We start from the raw sequence: 18144 nt of genomic DNA, 5'->3' as shown, positions 1-18144 counted from the left end.
TTCGACCTGAAGTGTCAAAAATGGGATTTTCTGCAGCTTTTTTTATTTAAGGCCTAGTGTCTTTTTCCCTTCAGCCACCTCTTTTCTGGCTCTTTCAAAGAGAATTGCATCGCCGCCAACAAGCACTTTTGTGAGTTTTTCCATTTCCTGAAGGTATTTGCGGCCAAAACCCGGGTCATTTCTCACAATATCAGGAGTGTTGTCAATAACATCGGCTAATTTTATGGTTTTAGCCTCTCTGCTTATGTTGGCCTGGCGCTGCACTTCGCGGTCTTTGCGCGCCCTTCGGTTGAGGTGAGGGTAATTCACCTTCATGTACTCATCGGTAAGTTCTTCAACCAGAGCGGCCACTTTTATTCCGAATTTCTCCCTGATTTCTTCAATGCTTACCGCAGTATCTTCCACAACATCATGTAGGTATGCCGCGCAAATCATTTCTGCGGAATGTGGTACGCTTTTCACGATTTTTGCCACCCGCTTCGGGTGTTCTATATAAGCTTCTTCTGAATATTTCCGTTGCTGCTGCCCGTGAGCTTTAGTTGCAAATTCCAAAGCTTCTTCTTCCATTTTTTATTCTTAAAATATGAATTTTTCCGAAGAAAAAGCGATCGTTTCAGCTTCAGTTACTTTAAAATTCAGAAAACAGATTTCAGCCTTCTTTTTCTGAATAAAGAAAGTAATGCTGAAGGTTTTGAAAATGGACATTTTTTCACTCGTTTTATGAGTGTCAAAAAATGCCATTTTTGACCTTATTTTTGCAGCGGTGCCCCTACCGGGATGGAACAATCGTGGCCCGGCTCCCCGTGGGGAGGATTTACCTGCGGCGTTTGGTCTACCCTTATTGGCGATACCGATGACGAGGGTGCCGGGCTGGCAGCTGCTGGGCTGGTGCTGCCGGCAGAATTGGCTGTTAAAGGCGCACCCACCGGAAGATCACACCTGTGGCCCGGAAGCCCATGGGCCGGATTCACCTTTACTTGCTCACTACCTGCTGCCTGCGCACTGGTTTCGGCGGTTTGCTGCGGGCTAGATTGGGTTGCAGCCTTTTCATCCTTACATGAAGACATTAGGAGCAATCCCAGGGCTATGGTGAGATAGTTGAGTTTTAGATTTTTCATTTTCATCTTATTTTATAAGGTTTAGCAGTTCTTGTGGCGGAATGTTTAAAAGGCCGGCAGAGGGTAACCTGCGGGTCATTTCCTTCCAGTTTTCATCTTCTTTAAATATGGCTTCAAAAATGGGCTTTGCCTCGTCCATTCTTCCGCTGTTGGCAAGGGCAACGGCGGTCCAGTATTGCATTTCGAGGTTTTCTGGGAAAAGTTTCATGGCATTGCCGTATTCTTCAAGTGCTTTTTCAATATTATTTTCTTCCATAGCCAGGTCGCCACGGTTCATAAATTCATAAGCCCGGGCAACTTTTAGAAGGCGTTCCAGTTCTGCCAGCGGTTGCTCATGATCGTCTACCCGCAGGTCGATCTTTTTTTCTTCCCAGGGATTTTTCACTTTTTCGGGGCCCACAACAATAATTGCGGCCGACTGGCTGCCGCGGAGATCTCCCCCTGCAGCCTCGGCAGCCTGCAGAACCTTTAACACCCTTTCGGCAAGCGGCAATTTTGCGTTCTCCAGAAAAGCTTTTTGCATGGCAGGCACTATTGTGGCATTGAGCATCATATTAGCCTGTACCGAATAATTTTCGCCACTAATATGGTCTGCGGCTTCTACGCAATTTTCGCCGGTGTGGGCGGCAGTATTCCCTGAAGTATCCAAAAAGGCCACCTGCCGGTATTCTTTTCCTTCATCCTGAGCAAGCAGGATCCCCAGGGCTTCGGAAGGATTTTTTCCCTGTTCCATAAGCTCCAGTCCCTGCGGGCCATAAGCAGGATTGACGAATGATTGTGTTGCCACCACGCCTACGCCCGATTTTCCCCAGGAAACAATTGAGCCCACAGAAAACCAGTGGCTCTGTACACCCACGGCCATCTCGCCTGTCTCTGCATCTCTTGCCACTATAGAATAGGTATGTGCAAAGGCATCTTTCATGATTTCGGGATTGCCCGACTGGGAGAAGACGGCTGTACAGCAAAATACAGCGAGAAAAGAGAGAATCTTCATGAATAAAAATTTTTTTAAAAGTAAGAAATATTCCTTTATGCAATTTGTGCTGGTGAGAGGGCTAAAAAATTATGGATTATGCCCTATAACTAAAAGGAAGTTTTTAAATTTGCGGCCGCAAGGCCTCGTAGTTCAATGGATAGAATAGAAGTTTCCTAAACTTTAGATCCAAGTTCGATTCTTGGCGAGGCTACTTGAGATAAGAAAACCCTGAAAGAACTCTGCTTTTGGGGTTTTTTGGTTATAAATGATATAAAGGTATAATTGTATTCTTATAATGTTGTTTCAGCTTTTCCCATTAATTCTTTTTTAATTTGGATGTAGTTTGCCTTTTGGGGTGCAATTTGTATTAATGCTTCTACAGTCTTAAGAGCTCTCTCTTCTTCTTGCAATTTTAATTCAGCTATTAAACGCACGTAAAGGAGGTTTTCCTGATTGGGGAAATGTTTGAGAGCTTTATCAAGAACTTCAATTGAATTTTTATAATCTCCGTTCTGTTGCAGGAGTAACGCGTAATTGTAACATGCACGAGCAAACGGAACTTCAAGCCCACAAGCCATAGAAAGAAATCTGCCGGCCTGCTTTTGTTTGCCGGTTTCATTATATAGTAGTCCTAGCATGTAATATGCTTCTGCAAATTGAGGTTCCTGTTCTGTGACGTTTTTATACAAGCTTTCAGCAATGGCTATATTTCCCATCTGGTACTGGAGATAAGCCATATTCATTCTTGACCGATTGTTGTAGCTATCTATTTCAAGAGCTCTCTGATAAGCCTTAATAGCCTTTTCATGATTGCCTGCTGCTTGATAGAATAGGCCCAGCTCATGCTGACCTGTAGGAAAATCGGCATTTATTTTTAAATACTCAAAGTATTCTTTCTGTGCTTTTTTATATGCCAATTTGTCCATGACCGGAATATTGTTCATGATAAAAAACCTAGCTGCATTAATACGAACAAGACGTGTATTATCCTGTAGCAGAGAAGCTATATATTGATTTAGCTCAGGTCTTTTGTATTGAGAAAGGGCTTTTACTACTTCATTTCTAACCAAAGGAGATAGATCCTGCCCAGCATTCTTTAGTAAAGTTATCTGTTGAGGAGACAAATCATATGCTGATAAAAGTCGAACAGCCGTAGCCCTCACAATATCTGGTTGTTCTTTAGCGATTATTAGTTGCTCAAGAGCACTTACATCCCCTAATTGTCCCGGAATTAATAAGTCTGAAAAATGTGATTTGCGTTCCTCACCAAAGTTTTCTGTTATTTTGTCGCTTGCCCATTGCGCCGATTTTTCCTGATGACATGTGTTGCAGGCATTAGGAGTTCCGTATAATACACTTTGATCTGGCCGCGGAATTCTAAAACTGTGATCTCTTCTAAAGTCATTACCCATATAAATTTTTCCTGTCATATGGCAATTAATACATAGAGTAGCTTCTGTTCCTTCTTGATGCATGTGATGGGAAGGCTCATCATAACTGCTTTGATGACATTTGAGACATAATTTATTTCCAGATTTGAATGTTTCAGTTGTGTGAGTATTATGGCAATTAAGGCAGGAAACCCCTGCCTGATACATCTTACTCTGAATAAACGATCCGTAGACGTAGTCTTCATCCTTTATTTGTCCATCCATTTCATAGGTTGGATAGACTAATAATTCAGGGTTGTAATGATCTAAAAAGTGCCCCTTATAATCAAATTTTTCAGTTATTTGGCTTCTTCTTGAATGGCAACGGGCACATTTTTCCACAATTTCATTAGAGCTCATACCGTTTGCCATATAAAATTCTGGTGGAGAGTCTATGGGACTGTTTTGCTGGTAATAAGAGGTGTGCGCTTTTCCCGGGCCATGACAGGCTTCACAACTTACATTGATTTCACTAAAGGTTGTATGATACTCACGGGATGCTGGATCGAAATTTTTTTCGAGATTGGTGGAATGACAGTCGGCACACATGGTATTCCAACGCATTGAACCTCCCGTCCACTTCAACCAATCTTCATGTTGAACCTCTAACTCCTGTTCAAGGGAAAACCACTGCTGTTTTTCAGAATCCCAGGCTGTTAGTAGTGCCTGGAATTCACCCTGAGGAAACGCTACCAGATATTGCTGGAGTGGGTAAACTCCAAATGTATAAATTACCTCGTAGTCGTGATATTGACCATCTGGTCCCTCTGTATTCACATAGTATTTTTCTCCTTTCTTAAAAAATTTCGTAAGCACATTTTTATGTTCATAAAAAGTATTGTTGAAGTTTCCAAGTACAGTTGTGGAATCTGCGATTGTCATGGCAAGATCGTGATGAGAATTTTTCCAATGATTGTACTCCTGTTGATGACATTTCATGCATGTTTTGGATCCCACAAAGCCTTCTTTTTGCTGCTCGGTTTCTGTGATATTTACATATTCATTTTCTTTATCAGTTTTACAACCAGTTAAAAGGAAGAGGCAAAGAAGAGAACTTAAAACTACAGCTGAAGTAATTAGTCTCTCTACATTTTTATTTTTTTTACAAAAAAAATAAGGTCGCAAACCTGGAGGAGGGGAAAAGAAGTAAATACTCACGGGTGAATAATAAAATATTACAAATGTAATAAGTAGAATTTTTATGGAGGAAATTTCTTAAGGACGTTAAATCAAAACCTAAAGGCTTTATTATATTACGACTTACTGTCATCCATTCTTACACTTTCTCTTTATCATAAAAATTAAAGACGTTAATATTTTCATAATAAGCTTATAAATCTTACATTTAATTCTCTCAAAGCCGTCTCTTCTCAAAGCCGTCTCTCTGGTATCGGTTGATATTCATATCCTTAGGCTTAGGTGTAGTGACTTACAGTAATTGGTCGGCGATGGGTTTAATTATTCCTTTCAAATACATGCTTCAGAAAAGCTATATTTTATCTGCACTAATTCTCCTTTCCAGCTTTTTTTATTCCTGTAAAAAATCTTCTTCTGAAGTTTCTCACGCACCAAGAAAGATTTCCTTCAATGAAGACTGGCAGTTCTTTCTTGGTGATTCCTCAAAAATGGCTTCTTCAGGAGCTCAATGGAGAACTCTAAATGTGCCGCACGATTGGAGTATTGAAGGAGAATTCAGCCCCAAACACCCTGCAGGGGTGGGAGGCGGTGCTTTACCCGGAGGTCTTGGCTGGTACAAAAAAAAATTTAGCCTTGCTGCAAAAGACAGTACCAGACTAACTGCCGTAACTTTTGACGGCGTTTACCAGGACAGCAAAGTCTGGATCAACGGGAAATATTTAGGGAACAGGCCCAACGGCTATATTGGGTTCCAATATGATCTCACCCTTTTTCTCCACTATGGAAATGAGCCGAATGAAATTCTGGTAAAGGTCAATAATGCTCATCAACCAAATTCCCGCTGGTATTCAGGTTCCGGGATTTATCGAAATGTTTGGCTCACCAAAACCGATAAGCTGCATGTGCCTCTATGGGGAACTTTTGTTACTACGCCACAAGTATCCAGAGACAGTGCTTTAATTCAGGTTGAGGCAAGGCTTGTAAACCAATACAGGAGTGTCAAAAATGGCATTTTAGAGACCTCTTTGATTTACAGGGATCAGCAGGTGAATTTGGTTGCATCAGAATTTGAAATTCAGGCGCAGGATACTTCCGAAGTAACTCAGCAAATTAAGGTTTTACAACCTCAGTTGTGGTCTACAGAAGATCCGCAGCTATATTCCGTAGTAACAAGAATAAAGGTTGGCGGGGAAGTTGTCGATGAATACACCACTAAGTTTGGGATCAGGGATTTTACATTCGATCTTGAAAAAGGTTTTATTCTGAATGGGGAACAGCTGAAGATCAAAGGGGTGAACAACCATCATGATCTTGGGCCTTTAGGTGCCGCAGTGAATAAGAGGGCCATAGAGCGACAGCTGGAGATCATGAAGGAAATGGGCGTAAACGGAATTAGAACCGCCCATAATCCGCCTGCACCCGAACTTCTGGAACTAACAGATGAAATGGGTTTTATTGTGATGGCCGAATCTTTTGACATGTGGGAAAATGCCAAAACTGCAAACGATTACAGCAATTTTTGGGATGAATGGCACGAGCGGGATGTGAAAGACATGCTTCTTCGCGACCGCAACCATCCGAGTATTTTTATCTGGAGTATTGGCAATGAGGTGCCAGAGCAGTGGAGTGAGCGAGGTGCCGAAATAGGAAGGGAACTGGCCAGGATCACCAAAGAATTTGATCCTACCCGCCCAGTTACCGCCGGAATGAATCCGCCAGTACACACCAATGAAGACGATGTAACTTTACAGTTTGATGAGCCACAACAGCCTAATGCCCTAGCGGGGTCCGGAGCTTTAGATCTCATTGGGTATAATTACGCCCACCAAACCTGGCCAAAGCACCAGGTAAACTTTCCCCAACCCCCTTTTATAGCCACCGAAACTACTTCTGCGCTGGCTACACGAGGATTTTACGAATTTCCTTCGGATACTACAAAGATCTGGCCGGTGCGCTGGGATATTCCTTTTGATGGTGGAAACCCAGATCATACGATTTCAGCTTTTGACCAGGTGAGAACACCCTGGGGCTCTACTCATGAAACTACCTGGAAAATTATCAAAAAACACGAGTTTCTATCAGGGTTTTACATCTGGACCGGGTTTGATTATCTTGGAGAGCCAACGCCATACGGCTGGCCTTCAAGAAGTTCTTACTTCGGAATTGTAGATCTCGCAGGTTTTCCGAAGGATACTTACTACATGTACAAAAGTGAATGGACCAATGAGCCTGTTTTACATATACTACCGCATTGGAACTGGGAAGAAGGGCAAATTGTGGATGTCTGGGCCTATTACAACAAGGCCGATGAGGTTGAGCTCTTCCTGAACGGAGAAACAATGGGCACAAAGAAAAAGCAGGGGGATGACCTGCATGTGATGTGGCGCTTTCCTTTCAAAAAGGGCATTTTACGAGCTGTTTCCAAAAAAGACGGAAAGGTTGTTCTTGAAAAGGAAGTAAGAACTGCCGGAGAGCCTGCAAAATTGACTATTCAGCCCGACCGAAGCAGCATTAAAGCCGACGGGCAGGACCTGTCATTTATTACCGTAAATATCACAGATGAAAACGGGATTATAGCACCCCGAGCAAATAATGTTGTTCATTTTGAGGTCACAGGCGGTGGAAAAATAGAAGCAGTTGCCAGCGGAGACCCTACGAGCCATGAATCTTTTAAAGGAACTTCACATTCAGCTTTGAATGGAAAAGTCCTGGTGGTTATCCGTGCCGGGAAAGAAGCCGGGCCGGTAGAAGTGACCGCTACTGCAAATGGTCTTCAGAAAGCTACCACCACCATAAATTTAGAATAGAAATTGAATCTCCTAAACCATAAAAATGAAGAAATGCTGGTTAAATAAGGTTGAATTTTCCCTGCTTTTGGCATTTCCTGAAAGTTTTGGTGCTAAGGAAAATATTCAGGAAGTTGGCATTCTCAATAGGCCGTGTGTTAAAAAGGTAAATCCAATGACAGCCCGCTATATATCTGGGGCTTTGAACAATAAGAATCATGATTAGTAAATTAAGTGTAATTCCGGCAGTTCTTTTCAGCTTAATGAGCTGTAATCAACAGGAAATCAACCATGAACTCAGTTCTCCGGGAGGGCAGAACAAGATTTTCTTCGAACTTGAAAATGAGAGGCCAAGGTATTCCGTTTTTCATGGCGACCAGGAGGTAATAAGTCCTTCAGAAATGGGCTTTGTCTTCAGAAATAATGATTCCCTGAGCAGGAATTTTGAGATCACTGGTGTAGAGCGGGCATCTTTTGATGAAACCTGGAATCAGGTTTGGGGTGAGAAGCAGGAGATTAGGAACCACTTTAATGAGATGTTAGTGAACCTTCAGGAAAAAAACGGAAAGCATAGAAAATTGCAGCTGCAGTTCCGGGCTTTTGATGACGGAATAGCATTCAGATACATTTTTCCAGAACAGGGAATTAAGGACAGTATTTTTATAATGGATGAACTTACCAGCTTCAATCTTAAAGAAGACGGCAAGGCCTGGTGGATTCCCGCTTACCATGAGCAGCGTTACGAAAACCTTTATGAAGCTTCACCGGTAAGTTCTCTTGATACGGTACACACTCCGCTTACGGTTGAGAGTGACAGCGGGCTGGCCTTAAGTTTCCATGAGGCTAACCTTACAAATTTTGCCAGTTATACGCTCTATCCCAAAGAAAGTACAAAACTTAAGATTGATCTTGTGCCCTGGGCCGACGGGGTGAAAGTACGTACCAAAGCTGCTTTTACCACGCCATGGAGAACCTTACAAATTGCCGAAGCACCTAAAGATCTCATCACTTCCTACCTCATCCTCAACCTTAATGAACCTAATAAAATTGAAGATACCAGCTGGATTGAGCCGTATAAATATATTGGAATCTGGTGGGGGATGCATATTGGAAAATACACTTTTTGGGAAGGTCCAGATCATGGCGCATCTACCAAAAATGCCAAAGAACATATCGATTATGCAAAAAAGCTGGGAGTAGACCATTTGCTTATTGAAGGCTGGAACAAAGGCTGGACCCCGCAGTGGTATGAGAACCACATGCACCAGTTTGAGTTCACACAATCTACAGATGATTTTGACCTGGAAGAAGTAACCACCTATGCTGCCAAAAATGCGGTGCAAATTGTGGGGTACCATGAAACCGGTTCCAATATCGACAATTATCTGAAACAGGTTGACAGTGCTTTTGCCCTTTACAACAAAGTGGGGGTCAAAACTGTGAAAATTGGTCACGTAGGTTCTAAACTCAACATGAAAGAGTGGCATCACGGGCAGTTTGGCGTCAATTATTTCAGGAACATCCTTAAAAAAGCGGCTGAACACAAGCTTACTGTTTTCTTCCATGAGCCCATTAAAGATACAGGAGAACGGCGAACGTACCCCAACATGATGGCTCGTGAGGGCGCCCGCGGAATTGAGTATAACGCCTGGAGTGAAGGAAACCCTCCAAACCATACCGTGATCCTTCCGTTTACCCGCTTTTTGTCGGGGCCTATGGATTTCACCGCCGGAATTTTTGATGTGGAGATTAGTCAGGGTTACCCCGGAAGAAATGTGCATTCCACAACGGCTAAACAATTGGCTTTACTGGTAACGGTTTTCTCTCCGGTTCAAATGTTCGCCGACCTGCCCGAGAACTATGTTGATAAACCCGCTTTCCAGTTCCTGCTTGATGTGCCTGTAAACTGGGAAGACACAAAGGTGTTAAATGGGGAGGTGGGAAAATATATCACTCTTGTTCGAAAGGATATTAACAGTGATGACTGGTACCTGGGCAGTATTACCAATGAAGAGGAAAGGGATTTAGAGCTTGATCTTTCCTTTTTAGATGAGGGGGCAACTTATGAAGCCCAGATCTACGCCGATGCCGAAGGAACGGGATATCAGAAAAATCCCATGGAAGTTGAGATAAGAAAAAAACAGGTGACGGCAGAAGATAAACTTACGCTACACCTTGGTGAGAGCGGGGGTACAGCGATTAGGTTTAAAAAATTATGATTTTTCCTTCTGAAGAGCAAAACATTAATTTTTCTTTTATCAATTTAATCCTGAAGTTTATAAAATGAAATTGATAGGCGGCCCTTCAGGTAAATATAATCTAACAAAACATTACACGATCAAAACCAATATGATATGAAAAACAGATTTATAGCCTTAGTGGGCCTTTTTGGCCTTTTAAGTTTTTCTGCCTGTAACAACGGGAAGGAAGCAGGAGATATGGCAGTTGCAGAAATCTCTCAGGAAAAAGCCATTTTTGAAGGGCAACCTTTAAGTATGGAATACGAAGAGGAGATCACTAACCTCATTTCCCAAATGACGCTAGAAGAAAAAGCCGGAATGCTTCACGGTACCAGTATGTTCGCCACCTCGGGTGTGCCAAGGCTGGGAATACCAGAGTTGACAATGGCCGATGGGCCACTGGGAGTGCGTGAAGAAATTTCCCGCGACTCCTGGGCTCCTGCCGGTTGGGACAATGATTTTGCCACTTATCTCCCCGCAGGCGCAGGGCTTTCAGCTACCTGGAACCCTCAATTGGCTTACACTTTTGGAGATGTTATAGGCGCTGAGGCGCGTGACAGGAATAAGGATGTTCTATTGGCTCCTGCCTTCAATATCATCAGGACTCCGCTGGGTGGGCGTACTTATGAGTATTTTTCCGAAGATCCCTTTTTGAATACCCAAATCACGGTGCCTTACATTGTGGGGGTTCAGGAAAATGACGTGGCAGCCTGCATCAAGCATTATGCTGTGAACAACCAGGAGACCAATCGCGGTACTGTAGATGTTCAAATGGACGAAAGAACGCTTAGAGAGATCTACCTTCCTGCTTTTGAAGCTGCAATTAAGGATGCGCATGCCTATAGTGTGATGGGGGCTTACAATAAATTCAGGGGTGATTATTTAAACGAAAATGAATATATGCTTCAGGATGTCTTACGAGATGAATGGGGCTTTAAGGGAATTGTGATTTCAGACTGGGCCGCTATCCACAGCACGGTAAAAGCCCTAAAAGCCGGCGCTGATGTTGAAATGGGAACTCCCGGTCCTTTTAATGAATTCTATTTTGCCGATCCTCTTATTGCAGCAGTAAAATCGGGGGAACTTTCAGAAGAAGAGGTCGATAAGCACGTGAGAAGGGTTCTAAGGCTGATGTATAACATTAAAAGCATTGACACCACCAGCCGTGCAAAAGGAGCCCGTAATACCGAGCAGCACTTAAAAGATGCTTACAACATTGCTTCAGAATCTGTTATACTTCTCAAAAATGACAAAAATATGCTGCCTTTAAAGCTCGAAGGGGTAAAAAGCATTGCGGTAATTGGAGATAATGCAACAAAAAAGAATGCTTTGGGAGGTTTTGGAGCCGGGGTAAAAACTAAACTTGAGGTGACTCCGCTGGAAGGTCTTAAAAACAGGTTACCTGAATCTGTGCAAATCAACCATGCGCAGGGCTATCTTGAACGCTATTCAAAGACTGACAAAGCAAAATTTGGCGATGTCACCCTTGACGGGCCTGTAACCATCAATGAGCTTGATCCAGAGCTGTTGGAAGAGGCTGTGAATGCTGCAAAAAACTCTGATGTTGCTATCATCTTTGCCGGCTCAAACCGCGATTACGAAACCGAAGCTTCAGACCGTGCAAATCTCGATCTGCCGTTTGGGCAGGAAGAATTGATAGAAAAAGTGTTACAGGCAAACCCAAATACCATTGTAGTGATGATCGCCGGTGCACCTTTTGATGTTAAGAATGTCGAGCAACAAACTTCCACGCTCGTGTGGAGCTGGTTCAATGGTTCTGAAGGCGGTAATGCCCTGGCCGATGTGCTTCTTGGAAAGGTAAACCCGTCGGGAAAACTTCCATGGACGATGCCCAAAGATCTAAAAGATTCACCTGCACATGCCACAAACAGCTTTCCGGGAGATGAGGTGGCCACTTATGATGAAGGTATACTGGTAGGTTACCGCTGGTTTGACACTAAAAACGTAGAACCTCTTTATCCTTTTGGGTACGGACTTTCCTATACCAATTTTGAATTTTCTAATGCAAAAGTGGATAAAAAAGAAGCTTATGCAGGAGATGAAAAGATCAAAGTTTCAGTAGACGTTAAGAACACGGGAGAATTTGACGGGAAGGAAGTCGTGCAGCTTTATGTTTCAAAAGCTGATTCTAAAGTAGAACGGGCGGCACAGGAACTTAAAGGTTTCCAAAAAGCAAATATCGCTAAAGGCGAAACAGAAACCGTAACTATAGACGTTCCGGTTAAAGAATTGGCCTATTACGATATGAACTCCGGAAAATGGACTGTAGAACCGGGAGCTTATACGCTAAAGCTGGGCAATTCTTCAAGAAATATTCTGCAGGAAGTAATTGTTCAGGTAAAATAATAAGGCTTCAAGGGAGGGTTCCAAAAATGGCATTTTAGGAACCCCGTTAAAAACCTGCTTTTTTAATTAATACACTTTTATAACTTACATTCAACCCATGTTATCAAAACCTACACTTCAGGCTAAAATTATTGGAGCCTTTCTGCTGATGGTCAATATACTATCGGCCCAAAACTCTTTTGACCGTACTGCCGATGCTCATACTTCCGAAGAAAAAATCGGTATAAACGGGGAAAGGCTTGATCAAATTGACAGGATGATCTCTGAAGCAATTTCAGAAAAAGAGATCCCGGGCGCAGTTGTACTCATCGCAAAAAACGGCCAGATTGTTTATCACAAAAGCTTTGGAACAGCCGATGCCAATGGAAAAGTATTGAAGAAAAATGACATTTTCAGGATTGCATCCCAAACCAAGGCAATTACTTCTACTGCGGTGATGATGCTTTGGGAAGAAGGAAAATTCAGGTTAGACGACCCCATTTCAAAATATATTCCTGAATTCAAAGACCCTAAGATCATAGCTGAATTCAAAGCTGAAGACACCACCTACACAACCAGGCCTGCCGGGAAAGAAATCACCATTCGCCATTTGCTCACGCATACCTCGGGCCTTGGATATGGTAGGATTGATTCTGATGAAAAGATTAAAAAGATATATGTAAAGGCCGGGGTGGTTGATCTCTATACCACAAAGGAGATAAGCATCGCCGAAAATGTGAAAAAGCTTGCTGGCCTGCCTCTTTATGCAGTTCCCGGGGAAGAATGGCATTATGGTGAAAGCCTTGATGTGCTGGGGTATTTTGTCGAAAAAATTTCGGGGCAGCCGTTTGATGTGTTTTTAAAGGAAAGGATCTTTGATCCTCTTGGAATGGACGACACTCAGTTTTACATGGGCGATGAGAAAAAAGACCGGCTGGTTAGTGTGCAGCACCAGGTAGATGGGGAATGGCAGAACTTTCCTGTGACCTTTTATGACCCCGATTATCCTGTGAAAGGAGCAAAAGCCTTTTTTTCTGGCGGGGCAGGGCTTACCAGTACAGCAAAAGACTACGCGCGCTTTCTCCAGATGTATCTAAATGGGGGTGAACTTGACGGGAACAGGATCTTAAGCAAAACTACTGTAGCACTTATTATGGAAGACCAGGCAAAAGAGCTATACAAAGATCAGCACAAGGATTATGGGCTGGCATTTTCAGTTCTCAATAAAGAAGGAGTTCGTGCCGGTGGTTTAGGGAGTGAGGGTACTTTTGACTGGGGCGGTTATTTCAATACCCAGTATTTTGCCGACCCTAAAGAGAACCTCATTGGCATCATCATGAAACAAACCCAGGGTACCACGCAGGATGAAACCGCCTGGAAATTCAGGCAAATGGCCATGTCCGGTATAACCCAATAGAAAATATAAGTTAACATTTAGGGAATCAATAGTTTGCTTCAGTAATAATAATTATTTAAACCGGTTCATTTTTCCTTAAGATTTCGTGAAATAACGTGCGGTTAACAGTCTGTGGGTAATTAATTGAGTAATTTAAGATCATAACCATAAAAAATTATATAGTTATGAAACGAATTTCTTACAAATTGTACAGCGGACTTATAGTTCTGATGTTACTTCTTGCCTCGGGACAGGTTACTGCCCAGGACCAGGAGAGGATCATGGACATGGAGAAACGCGAAGTGATAAAATCTGATGCAATGGATGCTAAAATGGCATTTATGAGAGCAAATCCGCAACTTGAAGGTATGCTTAACGATGCAGCCGGATATGCTATTTTCCCTAACGTGGGGAAAGGAGCCTGGATCCTTGGAGGGGCAGCAGGTAACGGAATTGTTTACGAGAACGGACAGGTAGCCGGATATGCCGAACTGCGACAAATTGATATTGGGTTCCAATTTGGAGGAAAAGCCTTTAGAGAGCTTATAGTTTTTGAAACCCAGGAAGCCCTTAATAAATTTAAAGAAGGAGATTTTGAATTTGGAGGTAGTGCATCTGCAGTAATCTGGGATGAAGGAGCCGGTGGAGCCATTACTTTTGAAAATGGTGTCGGTGTAGCGATTATGCCCAAAGCCGGGGCCATGGCAGGTATCTCTGTAGGGGGTCAGGAATTTGATTACCGCGCCGCCCAATAAAAGTCCCTAAAATGACATTTTTAAGACCGGATCATGTTGATCCGGTTTTTTTATGCTGAATTTTTAAACCATAATACTAGTCTTTAGGGTATTCTATTCTTCTGAAGTTAAAAAATTCAATGAAACCTTTTCAAAATTGCCCACTGCCTACTGCCTACTGAATACTGCCTACAATTCTAATACCGGCTATTGAGCTAATATTTGAAGTTGAGCATCAGGCTCAGCCTATTGCCGTCACCCCCGTGGTACAGGCCAATATTCCCCGTAAGGGCAAGACCGGCGCTTATCCATATCGAGCCGCCGTAGTTGCTGTGCCATTTGTGGGAATCTTCCTCCGGAACCCAGACCCGGCCATAATCAAAACCTGCCGTTAGCCCGTAAATGAAGGGAAGGAAATTATTTTCCCACACCCCCAAAGCCGATCGTACATCGGTACTGTGGTAGAATGCCTGTTTTCCGTTAAACCTGTGGTTGCGGTATCCCCGCAAGCTTCGGTTCCCGCCAATGGTGGCGGCATGGTAGATCTCATAATTTTCTCCAAAGATCACTTCGCCACCCAGTTTTGTGGCAAATACCATGTACCCGTTCGAACTTATGGGATAATTAAGGGAAACTGAAGGTTCAAGGTAACCCAGCTCGTTTTTGGCCTCGTCTATACTTTTTTTATAGCCCGTAGTAAGGCGAATATCCGATCCCAGTCTTGGGAACGCGCTGCTGTTCTTACTGTAGAACCTGTAATTGGCTTCGGCACCTGCGTAAAACTGCTGGTCAAAAATGTCATTTTCGGGAGTTAATATTTCCCCCAGGTAAGTAGCAGCTTCATATTCTACTTTATAGGCATCTACGCTGAGACCAATATCGAACACGCTGCCAGCGTCATTACGCCAGATAAGGGCGGGCGAAAAATGCCATTTTTGGATCTTCAGCCGGTTGTAATCCCGGTCAACTTCATCTTTGTCATAAATGGTTTCGCTACCTGCCCCAAAATAATTCATCCCGTAATTTGGGCTGGTGTAACGGGCGGTAAACCCAAAGTTCCAGTTGTAGAACAAATGTGCAAATTCCCCGTGGTAGCGTACCGCAAAACCCCTGGTAGCGAAGTAATAATTGGCCAAAAGTTTGTGCCGGGCCTGGAATGGATTGTTCACCAGCCCGTATTTTGTCCAGATAGCTTCGGCGCCCAGGGTGAAACCGGCATCGGTCTCAAAATTAACGTAGGGAACGGTTTTAAAGATGTTGTACTTGAATTTTTTGTAATTGAAATTGTTGATCTTGTAAGAATTTACGAGGAGCTTTCGGGAACCGGGTTGTAAAATCTCATTTTCAGCACTTTTGAAGTCGTAGAGCTTGACCTTTCTTTTATTCTGAAAATTATAAGTGTCTTTCCCGGGGCCGCCAAGAACTTTGATGTTGATGAGGTTATCTCCCTCTCCTGAAGTTGTAAAGCGGTCGTCTCCCGCCATTCCGTAGATCCAGATATCTTCAGTTTCTTCGGAATTATAAGTTTGCCTGAAGATCTCTTCACCTTCACTTTGCTGAATGATTTCCGTTTTCCCGTCGTTCTGTCTTATGATCTCAAAATTTTCATCTTCATCGGTTCCGGTAATGACCTTAAACTTCTGAAGGTGTTCATAATAATTACGGGCAATGCCCATCATATTTGCCCTGCGTTTCTTCAGGTTTTGTTTGATCTCTTCAATAGTGTGATCCTGTGCTGCCGCAGGTAATTCGGCAAAAGCCTGCTGAATCTGCTCGTTGGTTATGGTATTTTGGATCAGTTTTACCTGCTCTTCCCACTGCTCCCAGCGGGTTTGGTAGAGTACCTGTAGGTCTAGCGGGTAGCCAGACCAGTTGAACCATTTAATGCTGTCTATATCTTCATCATAAGTCTGCATTTTTCTAAGCCGTGGTTCCGCCAGTTTTATTAGCCTGATGAGCGGACCATCATACTTCGAAAAAGCCTGATCGCGGTCTCGCGGAATGGGGGTGTAGGTTTTTCCCGTTTCGTCTTCATATTCGGCCCAGCGCCAGTTGTCCTGGTGGCGGTCCCAATCTCCAATGAGCATATCAAAGAGCCGGGCTTTAATGTATTCTTCCTGGTTCACCCTGGCCTGCGGGTCTTCCCGAAGCTCTTCAAGAAGGTCAAAACTGCTTAAAATGTCCTGTGGCTCCTCAAATTGCGCAAAAGATTTGTTCTCGCTGCCGGCGTGCGCCTGTAACTCATAGAGCTCATCGCCGTATTCATCGTTGTGGATCTCGAGCGCAGGCTGGCGTGGCACGTAGTAGATCTGGGGTTTTATGTGCGGCAGGTCAAGGGCTTCAGCAAAATTATCAAGCGCAAACTTTGCGTAAGGCTGCGAGGTGGTAAAATAATCGAGCACGAGCCGCTGAGGGTAACTGTTATCAATGCGGTCACCAATAAAAGTGGTTGGCGCAAGATCGGCCTGAATATATTGAGTCGCACTTTTTCTAAGCGCCCTTAAAGTGTACTCATGATCATCTTCATTGATGAACCTGATGGAACGGGATTGCTGGCCTCCGCCTTCTTTTATGGGGGTGAGCCCGCCGTAAATCGTGTCGAGCAGTAAGACCGGAACTTCAATTTTGGTGTTGTAAACATTGCGGTAACGATCTCCCCACAGGAAGCGGTAAAAGTTGCTTTTCTGAGTCTCTTCGGGAGAGTAGATCGAAGCCGAATGGGTTTTTCCGAGCTTTTCCCAGCCTGCTCCTTCCAGCTCAATTTTTGTATTTCTTTCCTGCGGAATTTTTTTGCTGAAGAGCAGTGTTTTCCCTGAAGGGTTTAGGCTGAAAAATTCGAGGTTTGAAGTGCCATTTTTGAAGACCCTGAGTTTTGCATATCCTGGTGCTTCCGAAGCAAAATGGGCATCTTTGGTAGTTTTTGCAGGCGTTGTACCTGCGGCAGTGGCACTAATGATTTGCGGATTCCTGCCGTTGTGCAGGTATTGCAGGTTAGCATCATTTCCCGAAACAAAAATGACATCGTCAAACTGGCTGGCAAGGGTTTCCAGCCTCCTCCTTAACTCCCGGTAAAGCGGATTCTGAAAATCCTGACGCGAAAACGGGAAAATCTTGTTGAAAACACCAGTTTGTGAACTCGTAAGCACCGGATGATGAACCGCGATGATTTTTACCTTTCCGAAATTGTCTTTTAAGGCATCTTTTACTTCAATGAAGAACCTTTCTTTTGTACGTATATCACATTCTACATTATAGTCACTGCTGCGATCCCAGTCTTGCAGGTACCACTGGGAATCTACGGTAATCAAGGCCACTTCATCATTAATTTCTATGTCTTCTACAGGGCAGCCGTCGTTGGGCAGAAACTTGCCGTTGCTGTTGTCTTGCAAAAAACTTTCCAGGTCGTCGAGGTTTTCAGGAGATCCTCCTGTCCATTCGTTGATTCCGGGGGTGAAAATGATATTTCCGTTGAAATTTTCTAAAGGCTGCAGCAGGTTCTTCCGCAGAAATTCCCTGGTGTTTTGCCTTAGCGGTTCAACTTCCGGAAAGCCGTGAGAAGGAGTGATGTTTCCGGGTAAAATGAGTGTGGCAGAAATGTCATTTTGAGAATCTCCTGCAACGCTCTCAAGCAGGGGCAGGGTAGCCATACCGGCACCGGGACCCGTGTTTGAAAGTATGTAAAAAACCCGGCTAACAGCTGCGCTATCCTGCTCTTGCTGCTGTGCAAAAGAAGAAAACAGGCAAAAAACAGTGAAAAAAGAATATGTATATAGAAATCTCAAAAGGAGATGAGGAATGGGTATTTTAGGGGTCATAAAAACTCGTGAGTTAAAAAATTCTCTAAAAGGGAAAGTCAGTGCTTTACCCAAAGCATCAATTTCTGAAAAATTACTGCCATTCTGCTGATATTTAACCTCTTTGTAACAGCTTTAAAAGCTTTTACTAACAGAATTTTAACCTGCAGGTCCCAAAAAGGGCATT

Annotated in this window: 11 protein-coding genes and 1 tRNA gene; 7 read left to right on the top strand and 5 right to left on the bottom strand. The window is 43.4% G+C overall.

Annotated elements, in window-relative coordinates:
* Positions 1-42: 42 nt before the first annotated feature.
* From JRG66_RS06715 to JRG66_RS06705, 3 genes are all read right to left on the bottom strand, one after another.
* Positions 43-567 carry an HD domain-containing protein gene (locus JRG66_RS06715; protein ID WP_265165107.1) on the bottom strand — a complete coding sequence of 175 codons (525 nt, stop codon included), beginning with the start codon at positions 565-567 and terminating at the stop codon, positions 43-45.
* 182 nt (positions 568-749) lie between these two features.
* Entirely contained in the window at positions 750-1118 is a 369-nt protein-coding gene (locus JRG66_RS06710) for a hypothetical protein (RefSeq protein WP_265165106.1), read from the bottom strand.
* A gap of 7 nt (positions 1119-1125) precedes the next feature.
* Positions 1126-2112, bottom strand: a complete 987-nt coding sequence (locus JRG66_RS06705; RefSeq protein WP_265165105.1) for a DUF1028 domain-containing protein — start codon at positions 2110-2112, stop codon at positions 1126-1128.
* A 121-nt stretch (positions 2113-2233) separates the two neighbouring features.
* Here JRG66_RS06705 and JRG66_RS06700 point away from each other — a divergent pair.
* Positions 2234-2305: transfer RNA gene (locus JRG66_RS06700), tRNA-Arg, on the top strand.
* Between the two features lie 79 nt (positions 2306-2384).
* Here JRG66_RS06700 and JRG66_RS06695 read toward each other — a convergent pair.
* Positions 2385-4682, bottom strand: a complete 2298-nt coding sequence (locus JRG66_RS06695; protein ID WP_265165104.1) for a tetratricopeptide repeat protein — start codon at positions 4680-4682, stop codon at positions 2385-2387.
* Positions 4683-4999: 317 nt separating this feature from the next.
* On the opposite strand from JRG66_RS06695, the gene galB reads away from it, so the two are divergent.
* The 6 genes from galB (at position 5000) to JRG66_RS06665 (ending at position 14184) form a co-directional block, all read left to right on the top strand.
* On the top strand, positions 5000-7468 hold the full coding sequence (gene galB, locus JRG66_RS06690) for a beta-galactosidase GalB (protein ID WP_265165103.1): 2469 nt from the start codon (positions 5000-5002) through the stop codon (positions 7466-7468).
* A 25-nt stretch (positions 7469-7493) separates the two neighbouring features.
* On the top strand, positions 7494-7673 hold the full coding sequence (locus JRG66_RS06685; protein WP_265165102.1) for a hypothetical protein: 180 nt from the start codon (positions 7494-7496) through the stop codon (positions 7671-7673).
* Positions 7666-9666 (top strand): glycoside hydrolase family 97 protein, encoded by a 2001-nt coding sequence (locus JRG66_RS06680; RefSeq protein WP_265165101.1) that lies wholly within the window; start codon positions 7666-7668, stop codon positions 9664-9666. The genes JRG66_RS06685 and JRG66_RS06680 overlap by 8 nt, the downstream gene beginning before the upstream one ends.
* Before the next feature lie 135 nt (positions 9667-9801).
* Positions 9802-12054: a glycoside hydrolase family 3 C-terminal domain-containing protein gene (locus JRG66_RS06675; protein ID WP_265165099.1), complete on the top strand. Its 2253-nt coding sequence runs from the start codon at positions 9802-9804 to the stop codon at positions 12052-12054.
* 97 nt (positions 12055-12151) lie between these two features.
* The gene (locus JRG66_RS06670) at positions 12152-13450 is read left to right on the top strand and encodes a serine hydrolase domain-containing protein (RefSeq protein WP_265165098.1); all 1299 of its coding nucleotides are present in this window, start codon (positions 12152-12154) and stop codon (positions 13448-13450) included.
* 164 nt (positions 13451-13614) lie between these two features.
* Complete coding sequence (locus tag JRG66_RS06665) at positions 13615-14184, top strand: lipid-binding SYLF domain-containing protein (protein ID WP_265165097.1); 570 nt, start codon at positions 13615-13617, stop codon at positions 14182-14184.
* Positions 14185-14378: 194 nt separating this feature from the next.
* Here JRG66_RS06665 and JRG66_RS06660 read toward each other — a convergent pair whose 3' ends face one another.
* Positions 14379-17978, bottom strand: coding sequence for a BamA/TamA family outer membrane protein (locus JRG66_RS06660; protein WP_265165095.1), 3600 nt, complete (start codon positions 17976-17978; stop codon positions 14379-14381).
* Between the last annotated feature and the right edge of the window lie 166 nt (positions 17979-18144).

Origin of the sequence: Salinimicrobium tongyeongense (assembly GCF_026109735.1) — a bacterium.
GTDB classification, from domain to species: domain Bacteria; phylum Bacteroidota; class Bacteroidia; order Flavobacteriales; family Flavobacteriaceae; genus Salinimicrobium; species Salinimicrobium tongyeongense.
Note: the sequence above shows the minus strand (reverse complement) of the source record. Positions and strands in the feature narration are given on the sequence as shown.